This window comes from Nocardia caishijiensis NBRC 108228, from assembly GCF_001612825.1.
Lineage (GTDB): Bacteria > Actinomycetota > Actinomycetes > Mycobacteriales > Mycobacteriaceae > Nocardia > Nocardia caishijiensis.
Genome location: NZ_BDBE01000027.1, coordinates 130,777 through 145,575, shown reverse-complemented (window position 1 = coordinate 145,575; position 14,799 = coordinate 130,777). Strand labels below are relative to the sequence as shown.

The 14,799-nt window shown below is 69.2% G+C and carries 15 protein-coding genes; 7 read left to right on the top strand and 8 right to left on the bottom strand.

Annotated features, from left to right (window positions below):
* Positions 1-135 precede the first annotated feature (135 nt).
* Positions 136-1,233 carry an adenosine deaminase gene (locus NC7_RS11255; RefSeq protein ID WP_067981648.1) on the top strand — a complete coding sequence of 366 codons (1,098 nt, stop codon included), beginning with the start codon at positions 136-138 and terminating at the stop codon, positions 1,231-1,233.
* Between the two features lie 107 nt (positions 1,234-1,340).
* On the opposite strand, the gene NC7_RS11250 is transcribed toward NC7_RS11255, so the two are convergent.
* From NC7_RS11250 to NC7_RS11230, 5 genes are read right to left on the bottom strand one after another with little or no spacing between them, the layout of a single operon-like run.
* On the bottom strand, positions 1,341-2,573 hold the full coding sequence (locus NC7_RS11250) for a SatS C-terminal domain-containing protein (protein WP_067981646.1): 1,233 nt from the start codon (positions 2,571-2,573) through the stop codon (positions 1,341-1,343).
* A 20-nt stretch (positions 2,574-2,593) separates the two neighbouring features.
* Entirely contained in the window at positions 2,594-2,947 is a 354-nt protein-coding gene (locus tag NC7_RS11245) for a YbaB/EbfC family nucleoid-associated protein (RefSeq protein ID WP_067981644.1), read from the bottom strand.
* Positions 2,944-3,297 (bottom strand): hypothetical protein, encoded by a 354-nt coding sequence (locus NC7_RS11240; RefSeq protein ID WP_067981642.1) that lies wholly within the window; start codon positions 3,295-3,297, stop codon positions 2,944-2,946. Before NC7_RS11240 ends, NC7_RS11245 begins: the two co-directional genes overlap by 4 nt.
* The gene (locus tag NC7_RS11235; RefSeq protein WP_067981640.1) at positions 3,294-4,421 is read right to left on the bottom strand and encodes a C40 family peptidase; all 1,128 of its coding nucleotides are present in this window, start codon (positions 4,419-4,421) and stop codon (positions 3,294-3,296) included. Before NC7_RS11235 ends, NC7_RS11240 begins: the two co-directional genes overlap by 4 nt.
* Positions 4,418-4,738: a hypothetical protein gene (locus tag NC7_RS11230; protein ID WP_067981638.1), complete on the bottom strand. Its 321-nt coding sequence runs from the start codon at positions 4,736-4,738 to the stop codon at positions 4,418-4,420. The genes NC7_RS11235 and NC7_RS11230 overlap by 4 nt, the downstream gene beginning before the upstream one ends.
* A 143-nt stretch (positions 4,739-4,881) precedes the next feature.
* Here NC7_RS11230 and upp point away from each other — a divergent pair, with 143 nt between their 5' ends.
* Complete coding sequence (gene upp / locus NC7_RS11225) at positions 4,882-5,505, top strand: uracil phosphoribosyltransferase (RefSeq protein ID WP_067981635.1); 624 nt, start codon at positions 4,882-4,884, stop codon at positions 5,503-5,505.
* An 18-nt stretch (positions 5,506-5,523) separates the two neighbouring features.
* Here the strand turns inward: upp and NC7_RS11220 are convergent, their stop codons facing one another.
* Together NC7_RS11220 and NC7_RS11215 are read right to left on the bottom strand one after the other, a co-directional pair.
* Positions 5,524-7,026 (bottom strand): phospho-sugar mutase, encoded by a 1,503-nt coding sequence (locus NC7_RS11220; protein ID WP_067981634.1) that lies wholly within the window; start codon positions 7,024-7,026, stop codon positions 5,524-5,526.
* Complete coding sequence (locus NC7_RS11215; RefSeq protein ID WP_067981632.1) at positions 7,027-7,806, bottom strand: purine-nucleoside phosphorylase; 780 nt, start codon at positions 7,804-7,806, stop codon at positions 7,027-7,029. It lies immediately after the preceding gene.
* A 258-nt stretch (positions 7,807-8,064) separates the two neighbouring features.
* Here NC7_RS11215 and NC7_RS11210 point away from each other — a divergent pair, with 258 nt between their 5' ends.
* The 3 genes from NC7_RS11210 (at position 8,065) to NC7_RS11200 (ending at position 11,307) form a co-directional block, all read left to right on the top strand.
* Entirely contained in the window at positions 8,065-8,766 is a 702-nt protein-coding gene (locus NC7_RS11210; RefSeq protein WP_067981630.1) for an enoyl-CoA hydratase-related protein, read from the top strand.
* 49 nt (positions 8,767-8,815) lie between these two features.
* Positions 8,816-10,018: a M20 family metallopeptidase gene (locus tag NC7_RS11205; RefSeq protein WP_067981628.1), complete on the top strand. Its 1,203-nt coding sequence runs from the start codon at positions 8,816-8,818 to the stop codon at positions 10,016-10,018.
* Positions 10,019-10,143: 125 nt separating this feature from the next.
* Positions 10,144-11,307: a M20 family metallopeptidase gene (locus NC7_RS11200; protein ID WP_067981685.1), complete on the top strand. Its 1,164-nt coding sequence runs from the start codon at positions 10,144-10,146 to the stop codon at positions 11,305-11,307.
* 60 nt (positions 11,308-11,367) lie between these two features.
* Here the strand turns inward: NC7_RS11200 and NC7_RS11195 are convergent, their stop codons facing one another.
* Complete coding sequence (locus NC7_RS11195) at positions 11,368-11,832, bottom strand: gamma-glutamylcyclotransferase family protein (protein ID WP_067981626.1); 465 nt, start codon at positions 11,830-11,832, stop codon at positions 11,368-11,370.
* A 209-nt stretch (positions 11,833-12,041) separates the two neighbouring features.
* Between NC7_RS11195 and NC7_RS11190 the strand changes: the two genes are divergently transcribed.
* On the top strand, positions 12,042-13,439 hold the full coding sequence (locus NC7_RS11190; RefSeq protein WP_067981624.1) for an NAD(P)H-quinone dehydrogenase: 1,398 nt from the start codon (positions 12,042-12,044) through the stop codon (positions 13,437-13,439).
* A 253-nt stretch (positions 13,440-13,692) separates the two neighbouring features.
* Positions 13,693-14,730 (top strand): hypothetical protein, encoded by a 1,038-nt coding sequence (locus NC7_RS11185; RefSeq protein WP_236573284.1) that lies wholly within the window; start codon positions 13,693-13,695, stop codon positions 14,728-14,730.
* Positions 14,731-14,799 lie beyond the last annotated feature (69 nt).

Below are 14,799 nucleotides of genomic sequence, written 5' to 3'. Positions count from 1 at the left end.
AGTGCGGTCATGGCGGATTTGGGTGGTGCCGGGTGGCTGGGAGTGCGGTCGTTGGTGGACTGGGGGTTCTCTCCGGAAATGTGGTGTCGGTGGAAGTCCGCTGCCGGGGCGGGCTGGTCCCGCTAACGTTTGGGCATGACTGGACCGGCGCCCCTTGACCTTGCTTCGATCCGACGTGCACCGAAAGCCCTGCTGCATGACCACCTCGATGGTGGGCTGCGGCCTGCGACGGTGCTAGAACTTGCCGCCGACTGCGGCTACGACCAGCTACCCGCCCACGATGCGGAGAGTTTGGGGGCGTGGTTTCGCGACGCCGCCGACAGTGGGTCGCTCGAGTTGTATCTCGAGACGTTCGCCCACACGGTCGCGGTGATGCAGACCCCGGAGGGGTTGCGCCGGGTGGCTCGCGAATGTGCCATCGACCTGGCCGCCGACGGGGTGGTCTACGCGGAGGTGCGGTTCGCGCCCGAGCAGCATCTCGAGCAGGGACTCACGCTCGACGAAGTGGTCGAGCACACCCTCGAAGGGTTTCGGGAGGGGGAGGCGATCGCCGCCGAGCAGGGCAACACCATCCGGGTGACGTGTCTGCTCACGGCCATGCGCCACGCGGCGCGCTCACGCGAGATCGCCGAGCTCACGGTGCGGTTCCGCGACAGCGGGGTCGGTGGGTTCGACATCGCGGGGGCCGAGGCGGGCTTCCCGCCCACCCGGCACCTGGACGCCTTCGAATATCTGCGAGTCAACCACGCGCACTTCACGATTCACGCGGGCGAGGCCTTCGGGTTGCCCTCGATCCACGAAGCGCTCGCCTTCTGCGGGTGTGACCGGCTTGGGCACGGGGTGCGGATCACCGACGACATCAGCGTGCCGGGCGCCATCGAGGACGCCCAGCTCGGGATCGTCGCGAACTACGTGCGTGACATGCGCGTGCCCTTGGAACTGTGCCCGTCGTCGAACGTGCAGACCGGTGCGGTGCCGTCGCTGGACAAACACCCCTTCGACCTGCTGGCCCGCCTGCGCTTCCGGGTCACCGTCAACACCGACAACCGGCTGATGAGCGACACCACCATGAGCCAGGAGATGCTCAAACTGGTGGAGACCTTCGGCTACGGCTGGAGCGACCTGGAACGCTTCACCATCAACGCCATGAAGTCCGCGTTCATCCCGTTCCCCGACCGCCTGAAGATCATCGACGAGATCATCAAACCCCGCTACGCGGTCCTGGTCGGCTAGGGCTGTTTCGGCGACTTCCGGCCGGACCCGGGTGCTTCACCGGTGGCGACGCGGCCACCGGTGGGCCGGGTCCGTTCCCGGTGAGTCACCCCTGGGTTCCTCGCGTACTACTCGCTGACGAGCCGTGCCTCGAACGTGCGCTGCAGTTCGCGGAACTGCTGAGCCTCGGCCGTGAACGGCGGGTTCGGCGCCATCCGGTTCGGGTCCGGGTTGAGCAGGTAGGACACATACCAACCCAGCGGGTTCGACGCCGCGAGCGCCTGCTCCACACTGTCGTCGTCGGCGTAGTCGGCGGCGTCGGTGAACAATTCGACGGCCAGGTCGAGCTGTTCGATGTCGACGGCTTCCGGCCCCTCGGCGAGGTCGTCGGCGAGGCCGGTGAGCACGTAGACGTTCTCGTCGCTCACCTCGACCTCGAGCGAACCGTCGACGGCGGCGGTCTGCACGTCACCGAAGGTCGACACCCGGGCCAGCTCGTGCTCGTGATCGTCGGCCAGGTAGCGGGCCAGCGCACGCTCGGAACCGAACACCGTGATGGTCCGGCCGTTGCCGAGAAAGATCGGCTCGTCATCGAGGTAGCAACGCAGGGTGAAGTGCTCGCCGTCGGAGGTGACGATCTTCACCGGGTCGATGCCGACCTCGTGCCAGAACGTCTCGTCCTCGTCGTCGGCGGTGAGGTCGACGCTCTCGAACTCCTCGTCCTCCTCGACCGCGTCGTCGGCGTCGACCACGTTCTCCTCGGCGGCCAGCAGCTCGGCTTCGGCCACCTCGACCGCCGCGGCGTCGACCTCGGGGGTGGTGACGATGCTGTCGATCGCGTCGAGCACGTCGTCCCAGCCCTTGACGATGGCGGCACCGACCTGGTCCCACAGCTCCTCGCCGTCGCGCCCGGTGAAGACGCCGGAACCGTTGGCAAGCACGCCGAGGACATCGTTGTCGTCGAAGAAGGCCGTCACCACGTCGAGCTCGCACACCTCGCCGATGTTGCGAACCATGGCCAGGGTGTCCTCGAGCTCGCCGACCACCTCACCGTCGGGTTCGCCCGCGGCCAGCTCGGGCACGGAGACCAGATCGAAGCTGAAGTTGTCCTCCGGCTCCAGCTCGGCGGCCGACAGCCCGGCCACCACCGCCCACGACGGATGGTCGACGAGGTCGTTGTCGGAGTTGGTGCGGATGAACGCAGCCAACTCCGCGACGGACTCGAAACCGTAGAGGTCGTCCTCGTGTCCGAGGAACGCCATGTAGTCGTCGTCACCGTCACGCCAGCGCGGTGCCCACAGGGTGACGAGATCGCCATCGGTCAGACCGAGCTCGATCGGGACGATGTCTCCAGAAGCCATGACGCGAAGCCTATCGACCTTCAGCGCTGCGCACTATCCGGCCCGGGTGCGGATCGCACCGACGGGTCCGAGGTACCGCCCGCGAGCGATTCGTTCAGTGTCGCAATGATGTTGGAGCGCGCTTCGCCCGCGGTCTCGGTGGCCTGCCTGCAGGCCGACAGGATCAGCTGTGCCGCCTCGGCGGGCGGCAGGGCGGTGATGCCCTCGTCCAGGCGCAGATCGACCAGCGCGCCGTCGCTGTTCACCTCGGCGGTGACCAGTCCGTCTTCGGTGGTGAAGCTGCCGTTGACCTGCTTCAACCCGTACAGCGCCGCCTCTAGCGCCTCGAGTTTCTCGGTCACGCCCGCGACGAGGGCGTCCATCTCCGCGCTCACAGGGGCCTCATCCAGCTCGTCTGACCGGTGTCGGCGTCGTCGATGCGGTCGAGCTCGTCGACCGCCTGACGCCGGGTCGGCAGGTTCATCTTGTCCAGCAGGGCGTCGGGGATACCGGCCTGCTCGCTGTACACCTCGCGCAGGCGGGCCGCGGCCGCGATGGTCGAACGCCTGGTCAGGCGCAGGATCTCATCGGCGAGGGCCTGCGCACCGTACTGGTATTCGCTGCGCTCGAACTTGAGCGCGATCGGCAACCCCATGCTGGTCGCGCGCACCGAGATGGTGCCCGACCGGTTGGTGCTGACCGCGGTTTCCACATTGGGAACCTCGGGGATCGGGGTGTCGCTCATGAGGTGGGCCTGTAGAAGCCGTAGAACTCCATGCCGCTGTTCTCCGTTCGGATCGAACTGATCGAGACCGGGTCGCCCGCCTCCACGAGCTGCCCGTTGCCGACGACCATGGCGACGTGGCCGTCCCACACGGCCAGGTCGCCGGGCATCAGGTCACCGGGTGACACCTGGGGGTGTCCGATGTGTTGTTCCTGGGCCAGGCGCGGCAGTTCGACACCTGCCTCGCCGTAGGCGTACTTGGTGAGCCCGCTGCAGTCGATGCCCGAGCCGGGGTCGTTGCCGCCCCACACGTACGGGGTGCCGACCGCGCCGATGGCCGAGCGCACGGCCGTCGCGGCCTCCTCGTTGGGCGCTTCGACCACGCTGCCGTCGGGCAGGGTGATCTTCACACCCGTGCCCGTCGAACCCGTCGACGAGCCGGTGGGGGTCGAGGTCTTGCCGTTGTTGGTCGCGTTGCCCGTGCTCGTTCCGCCCGAGCTGCTCGAATCCCCACCGCCCATCGCCGAGGACAGTCCCGACGACACCGCGCTCAGCATCGACCCACCCACGCTCGTCGCGCCGGACAGCAGGGTGGAGGCGGCCGAAGTCGCCACGTTCGAGGTGTTGGCGAGCGACGTGCTGGACGGAGCCGGGGTGAGCTCCTTGATCGCGGAGGTCTGGGTGCCCAGTTCGTCCTGTACCCGTCCGACCACGCCCATGCCCTGGCCGATGTGGTCGATCGCCGAGGCGACGACGGCGGTGAGGCCCGCCGGGGTGGCGAGGACGGGGCTGAGCGCGGAGACGTCGGTGAGGAAGGAATTGACGATCCCGTCGAGTTCCTTCTGCCCCGTCTGCACATAGGCGGCGGCCTGGTCGACCACCGTGGCCATCTCGTTGCCGGTGTCGGACAGCGTGGCCGAGGAGTTCTGCACGCGCAGCGCCTTGGCGGTGACCGCGTCGACGGCCTGGCCGTCCCAGGCGGTGTTCACGGCATTGATGCCGGTGCGGCCGAGCTGGAAGATCTGGTCGATCTCGGTGGAGGTGGTGCGCAGACCGTCGGACGCGCCGCCGGTGCCGACGACGCCGCTCCCGAAGCTGGACAGCAGATCGTAGAGGGGCTGAGCGAGCCCGCTGAGGTCGATCATGCGAGTTCCCCCGCCGCCGATTCGATCGCGGCGGCATTGCCCGTGTCGCTGTCGACGAGGGTGGCCGCGGCGCCCGCCGTCGCCGTGCCCATGCTGGCCATCACGGCCGAGAGTTGGGCGATCGCGGCGACGTGACCAGCCTGGGCGGCGGCGTAGGCGGTGACGAAGTCGCCGCCGATCAGGCCCATCACCGGGCCGAGCAGTGCCGGGTTCGATGCCACCGACGCGGCCGCCGCCGTGGCGAATTCGGTGGACATGGTTCCGGCGGTCGCACTGTAGGCGACGATGCCCTCGGCATCGGCCGACATCTTTACCATCGAACTTCCCCCAATCCTCGAGTTCCCGGGCAGAGTACGTCATTCACCTGATTCGACGCACCGGCCCCGCATTCGGTTCCCTGTTCCGCGAAATTTCCCCAGCGGACGCACCGGAAGCGCGTGGGTGACCCTATCGTTTTTTCATGCGCACCGACACCGTCGATCATCCGCTCGCCGCCACCCTGCTGAGCACGATGCGAGACGCTCGCACCGACAACGCCACCTTCCGCAACGCATTGGCCGACCTCACGGGCATTTTGATGTACGAGGCGCTGCGTGACGCGCCCGTCGTACGCGAACCGATCAACACGCCGGTGGCCGTCACCGACGGTGTCCGCCTCGCGGCCCCGCCGCTGCTGGTCCCGGTCCTGCGCGCGGGACTCGGCATGGTCTACGCCGCCGCCGATCTCGTGCCGCAGGCGCGCGTCGGTTTCGTCGGCATCGCCCGCGACGAGGAGACCCACCAGCCGGTCCCGTACCTGGAATCCCTGCCGACCGACCTCACCGACCTCCCCGTCTTCGTCCTCGACCCCATGCTCGCCACCGGCGGCTCGATGATCCACACCCTGGAACTCCTCGTCGCCCGCGGCGCGACCGACATCACCGCCGTGTGCGTGGTGGCGGCCCCCGAAGGTGTTGCCGCCCTGGCCGACTCGGGCCTGCCCGTGCGCCTGGTCACCGCCGTCGTCGACGAGAAACTCAACGAAAACGCCTACATCGTCCCCGGTCTCGGTGATGCGGGCGACCGCCAGTTCGGCCCCCGATGACCAGGCACGCGGCGTCTTTCAGGCGGGCCCGAGCGCCTCGCAGAAGCTGATCAACTCGCCGAGCCGGGCGGTGGCGGCGACGCGCGCCGCTGCCAGGTCGGCGAGGTCGGCGACCGGGGCGAAGACCTCCAGGTAGCACTTGAGTTTCGGTTCGGTGCCCGACGGGCGGACGACGATGCGGAAATCGTCGGCCTCGAAGATCAGGGCGTCGGTGCGCAGGCGCCCGCGCACCTGGGCTTGATCGGTGAATCGCACCGGGGTTCCAGCGATCTCGGCCGGTGGGGTGGCGCGCAGGGCGGCGACGATGGTGGTCGCGGTGGCCTGGTCGGGCAGGCGCAGGGAGACCTGGCCGCCGACGTGGAGGCCGAATTCGACCGCGTAGGAGTCCAATTCGTCGAGGAGATCGCGGCCGTCGGCCTTCAGCAGGGCGACCAGGTCGGTGGCGGCCACGGCGGCGGAGATGCCGTCCTTGTCGCGCACCGTGGCCGGGTCGACGCAGTGGCCGATGGCTTCCTCGTAGGCGTAGACCAGGCCGTCGCCCGCGCGGGCCAACCACTTGAAGCCGGTGAGGGTTTCGGCGTAGCGGGCCGAGCGCGCGGGCGCCAGCTTCGACAACAGTCGCGAGGAGACGATCGTGGTCGCCACCAAGGGGTCGGCGGTAGCGGTGCGCAGCACGTAATCGGCCAGCAGCACACCGGTTTCGTCGCCGCGCAGCATGCGCCACCCGTGCGGACCCGGCACGCCGACGGCGCACCGGTCGGCATCGGGATCGAGCGCGATGGCCACATCCGCGCCGACCCGGTCGGCGAGCGCGAGCAGCAGATCGGTCGCGCCCGGTTCCTCCGGGTTGGGGAAGGCGACCGTGGGGAAATCCGGATCGGGCGTGAACTGTTCGTCGACGACGTGCACATCGGTGAAACCCGCGGCGTGGAGTGCGCGAACGGCGAGTTCACCGCCGACACCGTGCAGCGCGGTCAGCGCGACCCGCACCGTGGCACGCTCGCCGGGCCCACCGAGTACCCCCGGCAAAGCCGCGACGCGCTCGAGATACCGATCGACCACCACGCCACCGGAAGGTGAGACCGGCTGCCGCTCAACGGGTTCGGCGACCTTCTCGATGTACTGCTCGATCTCGGTGTCGGCCGGTGCGATGAGCTGGGAGCCACCGTCGAGATACACCTTGTACCCGTTGTCGGCGGGGGGATTGTGCGAGGCGGTGATCTGCACGCCCGCCACCGCTTTCAGCTCGCGCACCGCGAACGCCACCACCGGCGTCGGCACGGGCTCGGGCAAGCAGGTCACGGAAAAGCCCGCCGCGGTGAAGATCTCGGCTGTCGCGGCGGCGAATTCGGCGGAACCGTGCCGGGCATCGCGCCCGACCACCACCGCACCGCCACCGAGACACCGCGCCCGCAACCAGTCGGCCAGGCCCGCGCTCGCCCGCGACACGGTGGTCACGTTCATCCCGTCCGGCCCCTCGCGCAACGGGCCACGCAGGCCCGCGGTTCCGAAGCGCAGCATCTACACCCGCTCCAGGATGCCGCGCAGCAGTTTGCCCAGCCGGGGTGCGGCGGCCTGCCCCTCGGCCAAGACCTCGGCATGCGACAGATGCTCACCGGTGACACCGGCGGCCAGGTTGGTGACCAGCGAGATCCCGAGCACTCGTGCCCCACGTGACCGCGCCTCGATCGCCTCGAGCACCGTCGACATGCCCACCAGGTCGGCGCCGAGAGTGGCCAGCATGCGGATCTCGGCGGGTGTCTCGTACTGCGGACCGAGCAGCCCCGCGTACACGCCTTCGCCGAGCGAAGGATCGAGTTCCTTTGCCAGCGTGCGCAGTTCGGGGTCCCAGGCGTCGACGAGATCGACGAAACGCGCCCCTTCCAGCGGAGTGCGCGCGGTCAGGTTCAGGTGGTCGGCGATGAGCACCGGCTCACCGACCCGCAACCCGCCCCTGATCCCGCCCGCCGCATTGGTGAGCAGCACGATCTCGGCACCGGCCGCGATCGCCGCCGACACCGGGTGCACCACCTGCTGCGGCGTGTAACCCTCGTACAGGTGCTGACGCCCCATCAGCAGCAGCACGTTGTTGTCGTTGACGGTGACCGAGTGCACCATCCCGCCATGTCCCTGCGCACTGGGCCGACCGAAGCCGGGCAGCTCCGGCATGGCGATCGAGGCATGCGGCGCGCCGATCTCGGCCGCGGCCTGCTGCCACCCCGATCCGAGCACCACGGCCACGCGATGACGCGGCACTCCCGTACGTTCGGCGATAGCCTCGGCGGCCTGTTCGGCAAGCATGTGGAGAGTCTAGAGTTCTGGCGCGCTCGAGGCTGTGTTTGTTGGAGCGCTGGCGCGCTCGAGTTCGCGGCCCCGCATGTCCCGACGATCAGGCGCCGGTGCTTGCTCCTTCGTCGCCTACGCACCGGCACCTGATCGTCGGGACGGCCGCGAACCGCCGCTGCGCGGCGGACCCTCCTCAGGGTCGGGTCGTACGGGGCTGGGGAGGTGTCTACCCGCGAGTAGGGGGGTGTTCTGGTGCGGACTATTCTTCCCCGCATGCCGTATTTGGAGCGCTCTGGTGATGTTTTCGTCCTGTACCTCGGCAACGAGGGGCAGACCGACAACGAGAACCGTTTCTCGCCCGACTGGATCGACGCCTTCCACGCCGAGCTCGACAAGGTCGAAGCGTCCGAGGGGGCCGCGGCGCTGGTCACCGTCGCGACCGGCAAGTTCTACAGCAACGGCCTCGACACCGACTGGGTGTTCGGCAATCTGGACAAGATCCACGGCTACCTCGACCGGGTGCACACCCTCTACACCCGCCTGCTGACCTTCCCGATGCCTACCGTCGCCGCGATCAACGGCCACGCCTTCGGTGCGGGCGCCATGCTGGCCTCCGCGCACGACTTCCGGGTGATGCGCGGTGACCGCGGTTTCTGGTCGCTGCCCGAGGTGCACCTCGGCATGCCCTTCACCATCGGCATGAACGCACTGCTGAAGGGCCGCCTCAGCAACCAGGTGTGCGTCCGGGCCATGACCACCGGGCACCGCTTCGGCGCCGACGAGGCGATCGCCGCGGGGATCGTCGACGCCGCGGCCGACGCCGACGAGGTGCTGCCGACCGCTGTCGCCCGGGCCGCCGCGCTCACCAGCCTGCGCAAGCCGATCACCCCGATCATCAAGACCTCGCTGCACGCGGAGACCCTCGCCGCGCTCGCCACGCCGGTCACCCCGCAGAACCTGCCCTTCGGCAACTGAGGCCGTTCGCCGGTGCGCCCGGGTGGAGCACTGATGCGAGACTGAGTGCATGGCACCCTCGCGTACCGGCGAATACTCGGCGACCGCTGCCGATACCGCGATCCTCGCGGCCTCGGACGAGCTGATCGGGCTGTCGCACTCGATCCACGCCGAACCCGAACTGGCCTTCGCCGAGACTCGCAGCGTCGCCAAAGTCCTGGCCCCGCTGCGGGCTCGCGGCTTCGCCGTCACCACCGGAATCGCCGGGCTGCCGACGGCTTTCCGCGCGGTCTACGGCAGCGGCCCGCTCACCGTCGGTATCTGCGCCGAATACGACGCGCTGCCCGAGATCGGGCACGCCTGCGGACACAACATCATCGCGGCGTCCTCGACCGGTGCCGCGCTCGGCCTGGCCGAGGTGGCCGATCAGCTCGGCCTCACGGTCGTCGTGCTCGGCACGCCCGCCGAGGAGAGCGGCGGCGGCAAGGTGCTCATGCTGGAAGCGGGCGCCTTCGACGACATCGCGATGGCGATGATGGTCCACCCCGGTCCCGCCGACATCGTCGGCGCCAGGTCCCTGGCGCTGGCCGACCTCGCCATCACCTTCCACGGCCGCGAGGCCCACGCCAGTGCCGCCCCCGAACTCGGCCTCAACGCGGGCGACGCGATCACCGTCGCCCAGGTTGCTCTGGGCTTGCTGCGTCAGCATCTGCGGCCCGGCCAGCAGCTGCACGGTATAGTGTCCGACGGTGGTGTAGCCCCCAACATCGTGCCCGGACGTGCGGAGTTGCTGTACTACCTTCGCGCTGCCGACGCCGCGTCCCTCGACGACCTGATGCGTCGGGCGAAGGCATGCTTTGCGGCGGGTGCCCTGGCGACCGGCTGCACCCACGACATACGGACGCTCGCGCCCACCTACACCGAGCTCACGCCCGACCCGGTTCTCAACGCTGCCTACCGCGCGCAGATCACCGATTTGGGCAGGGTGCCGATCGCACCCGAGCTCGAGGTGCTGCGACCGCTCGGGAGCACCGACATGGGCAACGTCACCAACGTGATCCCCGGTATCCACCCGGTGATCGGCATCGACGCCGGTGGCGCGGTGACCCACCAGCCGAACTTCGCGGCGGCCGCGGTGAACGCCTCGGCGGATCGAGCCGTGACCGACGGCGCGCTCGCACTCGCGCGTACCGCTGTCGCGATCGCGCGCGATGAAGTACACAGGGACAGGTTGTTGCAACGTCTGATCGAACGACAGGAGGACAATCGGTGAGTATTTCCGGCCATACGGGCACCGCACGCGCAGGCGCTGACGCTCTATCGATGGGTGTCGCCACCGCGTCGGTGATGCGTGAGACCACGGCGTTCCCGACCCGGCCGGCCACCGAACCAACCATGATGTCGGGAACCGAGATCGTCGACGCATGGCTGGCCGAACACACCGGTGACCTGGTGCGATGGCGCAGGCACATCCACGCCAACCCCGAGTTGTCGCGGGCGGAGTTCGCCACCACCGAGTTCGTCTCCGGCTGGCTCACCAAGGCGGGCCTGACCTGGGAGGTGCTGCCCGGCGGCACCGGCCTGCTCTGCGACCTCGGCCCGACCGACGCGCCGCGCATCGCCCTGCGCGCCGACATGGACGCCCTGCCGATGCAGGAATTCACCGGCCTGAGCTTCGCCTCGACCGTGCCCGGCGTCTCGCACGCCTGCGGTCACGACGCGCACACCACGGTGCTGCTCGGCACCGCGCTCGCGCTGGCCGAGGCCGAACACACGCTGCCCGTCGGGGTCCGGTTGATCTTCCAGCCCGCCGAGGAAGTGATGCCGGGCGGCGCGCTCGACGTCGTCGCGGCGGGCGGGATGAACGGTGTCGACCGCATCTTCGCGTTGCACTGCGATCCGCGGCTGGAAGTGGGCAAGGTCGGCTTACGGACCGGTGCCATCACCTCCGCCGCCGACACCGTGGAACTCGTGCTCGACTCGCCCGGTGGGCACACCTCGCGCCCGCACCTCACCAGCGATCTGGTCTATGCCATCGGCACCGTCATCACCGGGCTGCCCGGGCTGCTGAGCAGGCGGGTCGATCCGCGCACCAGCACCGTGATGGTGTGGGGTGCGGTGAGCGCGGGGAAGGCGCCGAACGCCATTCCGCAGACCGGCATGCTCACCGGAACCGTGCGCACGGGCGACCACGCCACGTGGTTGTTGCTCGAGCCGCTGGTGCGCGAGATCGTGGACAGCCTGCTCGCGCCGACCGGGGTGCGGTACCAGCTCAACTACAAGCGTGGGGTGCCGCCAGTGGTCAACGACCCCGCGTCGACGTTGATGTTCGAGAACGCGGTGCTGGCCATCGGTGCCGACGCGTTGGCCGACACTCCGCAGTCCGGGGGTGGGGAGGACTTCTCCTGGTACCTCGAGCACGCGCCGGGCGCGATGGCGCGGCTGGGTGTGTGGTCCGGCACCGGGGAGCAGTTGGATCTGCACCAGCCGACGTTCGACATCGACGAGCGCGCGTTGGCTGTCGGGGTGCGGACGTTGACGAACATCGTGCTGCAGGCCTGAACTACGCGCGACCGCCACGTCCCCTTCCGAGGCCGGGGAGGGGACGTGGCGGAAGTACGGTCAGACGGACCCGGGGCCCACATTCTTGCTGTTGCGGGTACGCAGAGCGTGGACATAGTCCTCGGGAGCACCGGCCTTCTCGGCGGCATCGGCGATGACCCCCAGGTATCGCGCCGAGGGCAACCCGCCCTCGTAGGCGTCGAGTACGTACAACCAGGCGAGCCGCGACTCACCCTGCGTCCCGGTGACACGCAACCGGATCTTCTTGTGGATACCGAAGTCCGAGCCCTCCCACCGATCGAGTCGGTCCTCGTCCTCCGGCGACACGTCGTAGAGGACGACGAACACCCGGGAGCCCGGATCTTCGACGACGGTGGCCAACGGCCCTTCCCAGCCGATGTCGTCACCGGCGAAGGTCAGGCGCCAACCTTCCAGCCACCCGGTCCCGGACATGGGCGAATGCGGGCAGCGTTCCAGCATCTGCGTGGAGTCCATGTTGGACCCGTAAGCGGCGTAGATCGGCACCTGAGAACTGTAGCCAATAAAGCGCGCGGAATTCCTGTCTCCCACCCAGATCGGCTCACGGTCACACTCGCGGGTGGCGGCGAACACGCCGAACGTTGTTCACCGAGCCGACCCGGTCGTGTCACAACGCACCTGAAATGATGGGGCGACAGCGCGGGTGGCCCTCACAAGGGGCGATGCCCGATCAGGCGAGCACAGGAGCGTGACTGGTGGCACGGATTGCGATCATCGGCGGTGGACCGGCCGGATACGAGGCGGCTCTGGTGGCCGCCCAGCACGGGGCAACGGTGACCCTGGTCGATGCCGACGGTATCGGCGGCGCCTGCGTGCTGTGGGATTGCGTTCCGTCGAAGACGTTCATCGCCTCCACCGGTCTGCGCACCGACCTGCGCCGGGCCCGCGATCTCGGCATCACCCTCGACGCGAGCCAGGCCAAGGTGAACCTGCCCGAGGTGAACGGCCGCGTGAAGGCGCTCGCCCTCGCGCAGTCCTCCGATATCCGTGCCAAGCTGCAGGCCGCCGGGGTCCAACTACTCGCCGGGCGCGGTGAGTTGGTCGGTCCCGCAGCCGGTTTGGCGCACCGGGTGCGTGCCACCCTGGCCGACGGCAGCACCGAGGAGTTCGAGGCCGAGGTGGTGCTCATCGCCACCGGCGCCAGCCCGAGGGTGCTGCGCGGCGCCGAACCCGATGGTGAGCGCATCCTCACCTGGCGTCAGCTCTACGACCTGCCGGAACTGCCGGAGACGCTGGTGGTTGTCGGCTCCGGTGTGACCGGTGCCGAATTCGTCTCCGCCTACACCGAGATGGGTGTGCGGGTGAAGCTGGTGTCCAGCCGCGACCGCGTGCTGCCCGGCGAGGACGCCGACGCCGCCCTCGTGCTAGAGGAAGCCCTCGCCGAGCGCGGTGTGGAACTGGTCAAGCATGCCCGCGCCGACGCGGTGGAGCGCACGGCCGACGGCATCGTGGTGAAGCTGTCCGACGGCCGGACCGTCAGCGGTACCCATGCCCTGATGACCGTTGGCTCCACCCCGAACACCGCCGACCTGGGTCTCGACCGAGTCGGCATCGAACTCGACAATGGGTACCTGCGGGTCGACCGGGTGTCGCGCACCTCAGTGCCCGGCATCTACGCGGCGGGCGACTGCACCGGCCTGCTCCCGCTGGCCTCGGTGGCCGCGATGCAGGGCCGGATCGCGATGTATCACGCGCTCGGCGAGGGCGTGAGCCCCATCCGGCTCAAGACTGTCGCCTCGGCGGTGTTCACCCGCCCGGAGATCGCGACCGTCGGCGTGAGCCAGACCGCGATCGACAACGGCGAGGTGCCCGCGCGCACGGTCATGCTGCCGCTCAACACCAACCCGCGCGCGAAGATGTCGGGACTGCGCCGCGGTTTCGTCAAGATCTTCTGCCGCCCGGCCACCGGTGTGGTGATCGGCGGTGTGGTGGTGGCGCCCATCGCCTCGGAACTCATCCTGCCGATCGCGCTCGCGGTGCAGAACAACCTCACCGTCACCGATCTCGCGCAGACCTTCTCGGTGTATCCCTCGCTCACCGGATCGGTGACCGAGGCTGGTCGTCTGCTGATGCGCCACGACGACCTGGACTGACCCGAACAGTCGCGATGTGAGGCGAATCACGGCGGTTCGAGGTTTCGAATCGCCTTGTTCGACAGGCCCGTCGGCGGGTCGATCGGGCGGGGAACCGAAACTTACTGCCGCGTTGCCTGTCTCGCGCTCATATGGTTGACTCACGGCCGAGGCGCGTTCGAATGCGAGCGCGTGGTGGATTGTGGGGGATTCCCTCCGGGAAAGGGATTGGCGAAAAGTGAAGCATCGTAAGCCGAGTCGGGCGCAGCGAGCGATGGCAAGCACGTCGTTGCCCCTGGCCGCCGCCGCGGCCGTGGCGACCCTCCTCGCGGCTCCGGCCGGTGCGGTCCCCAGCGACCAGCCGACCACGCCCGCGACTCCGGCTCCTGCGCAGCCGGGCACCGAGACCCCGAGCCAGCAGCCGGGAGAGACGCCGGAAACCGTCACTCCCGAGCAGAAGCCGGAAACCCCGGAGAACGTCAAGCCCGGTGAATCCAAGCCGACTCCGGCGCAGCCGGGTGTCACCACCCCGGCGCCCGGTGAGCCGGAGCAGGCCAAGCCGACGCCGAGCCAGCCGGGTGTCACCACCACGCCGCGTACCGCGCCGCTGCCGGTGCCGGGCCAGGCCGGTCAGAACAACCCGGCGCAGCCCGCGGTGAACAACCCGGAGAAGCCGGAAGAAGAGGCGAAGCCGGGCCAGCAGGGCGGCACCCCCGCCCAGCAGACGCCCGCGCAGCCTTCGCAGAACCAGCCCGCCGCGCCGCAGGCGCAGGGCGGTGCGGGCGCAGGGGGTCCCGAGACCCTCGTGCAGGAGCCGCAGGAAGCGCAGGAGCCCGCGTGGCAGGCGCCGCGCCTGGCCAACGCGCCCGCCGCGCCGGTCGTCGAGATGGACGGACCGCACCAGGAAGTCGGCGTCACCGTCGACGGCGGTTCGCTGCTGCCGGGTGTGCTGGCCAACACCCACCACTACAACAACGCCTCCGGTTACGTCGGCACCATCGGTTACCGCATGCCGGGTGGTGGCTTCGGTGACGCCGGTGTCGCGGTCGAATATGTCGGCGAGAACTCCGTGAAGGTCACCACCTTCAACGGTGGCGACGGCCGTCCGGACAACACCATGGTCACCGTCCTCGACACCACCCAGGCCAACCTGGCCAAGGCTGCGGTCGAGAACTGGATCAAGGCTCAGCCGGGTGGTGCCGCCGCGATGGAGGCGGCCGCGAAGGCTACACTTCCGGTGCCGGGGGAGCTGCTGCAGACGATCAACGTCGCGGGTGTCACCACTCAGTGGGGTGGCTCGCTCCAGTACTGACACGCAGTACGTCGTGTGGGGCGGTCGGATGGCGACCGCCCCACACGTGTGTCCTGGGGAAAGGATAGG

Coding starts and splice junctions, on each gene's coding strand:
- NC7_RS11200 (WP_067981685.1), top strand. CDS start 10,144: ATGTCGGGAACCGAGATCGTCGACGCATGGCTGGCCGAACACACCGGT.
- NC7_RS11210 (WP_067981630.1), top strand. CDS start 8,065: ATGCCGTATTTGGAGCGCTCTGGTGATGTTTTCGTCCTGTACCTCGGC.
- NC7_RS11250 (WP_067981646.1), bottom strand. CDS start 2,573: ATGGCTTCTGGAGACATCGTCCCGATCGAGCTCGGTCTGACCGATGGC.
- NC7_RS11215 (WP_067981632.1), bottom strand. CDS start 7,806: ATGCTTGCCGAACAGGCCGCCGAGGCTATCGCCGAACGTACGGGAGTG.
- NC7_RS11205 (WP_067981628.1), top strand. CDS start 8,816: ATGGCACCCTCGCGTACCGGCGAATACTCGGCGACCGCTGCCGATACC.
- NC7_RS11185 (WP_236573284.1), top strand. CDS start 13,693: ATGGCAAGCACGTCGTTGCCCCTGGCCGCCGCCGCGGCCGTGGCGACC.
- upp (WP_067981635.1), top strand. CDS start 4,882: ATGCGCACCGACACCGTCGATCATCCGCTCGCCGCCACCCTGCTGAGC.
- NC7_RS11220 (WP_067981634.1), bottom strand. CDS start 7,026: ATGCTGCGCTTCGGAACCGCGGGCCTGCGTGGCCCGTTGCGCGAGGGG.
- NC7_RS11230 (WP_067981638.1), bottom strand. CDS start 4,738: ATGGTAAAGATGTCGGCCGATGCCGAGGGCATCGTCGCCTACAGTGCG.
- NC7_RS11235 (WP_067981640.1), bottom strand. CDS start 4,421: ATGATCGACCTCAGCGGGCTCGCTCAGCCCCTCTACGATCTGCTGTCC.
- NC7_RS11255 (WP_067981648.1), top strand. CDS start 136: ATGACTGGACCGGCGCCCCTTGACCTTGCTTCGATCCGACGTGCACCG.
- NC7_RS11240 (WP_067981642.1), bottom strand. CDS start 3,297: ATGAGCGACACCCCGATCCCCGAGGTTCCCAATGTGGAAACCGCGGTC.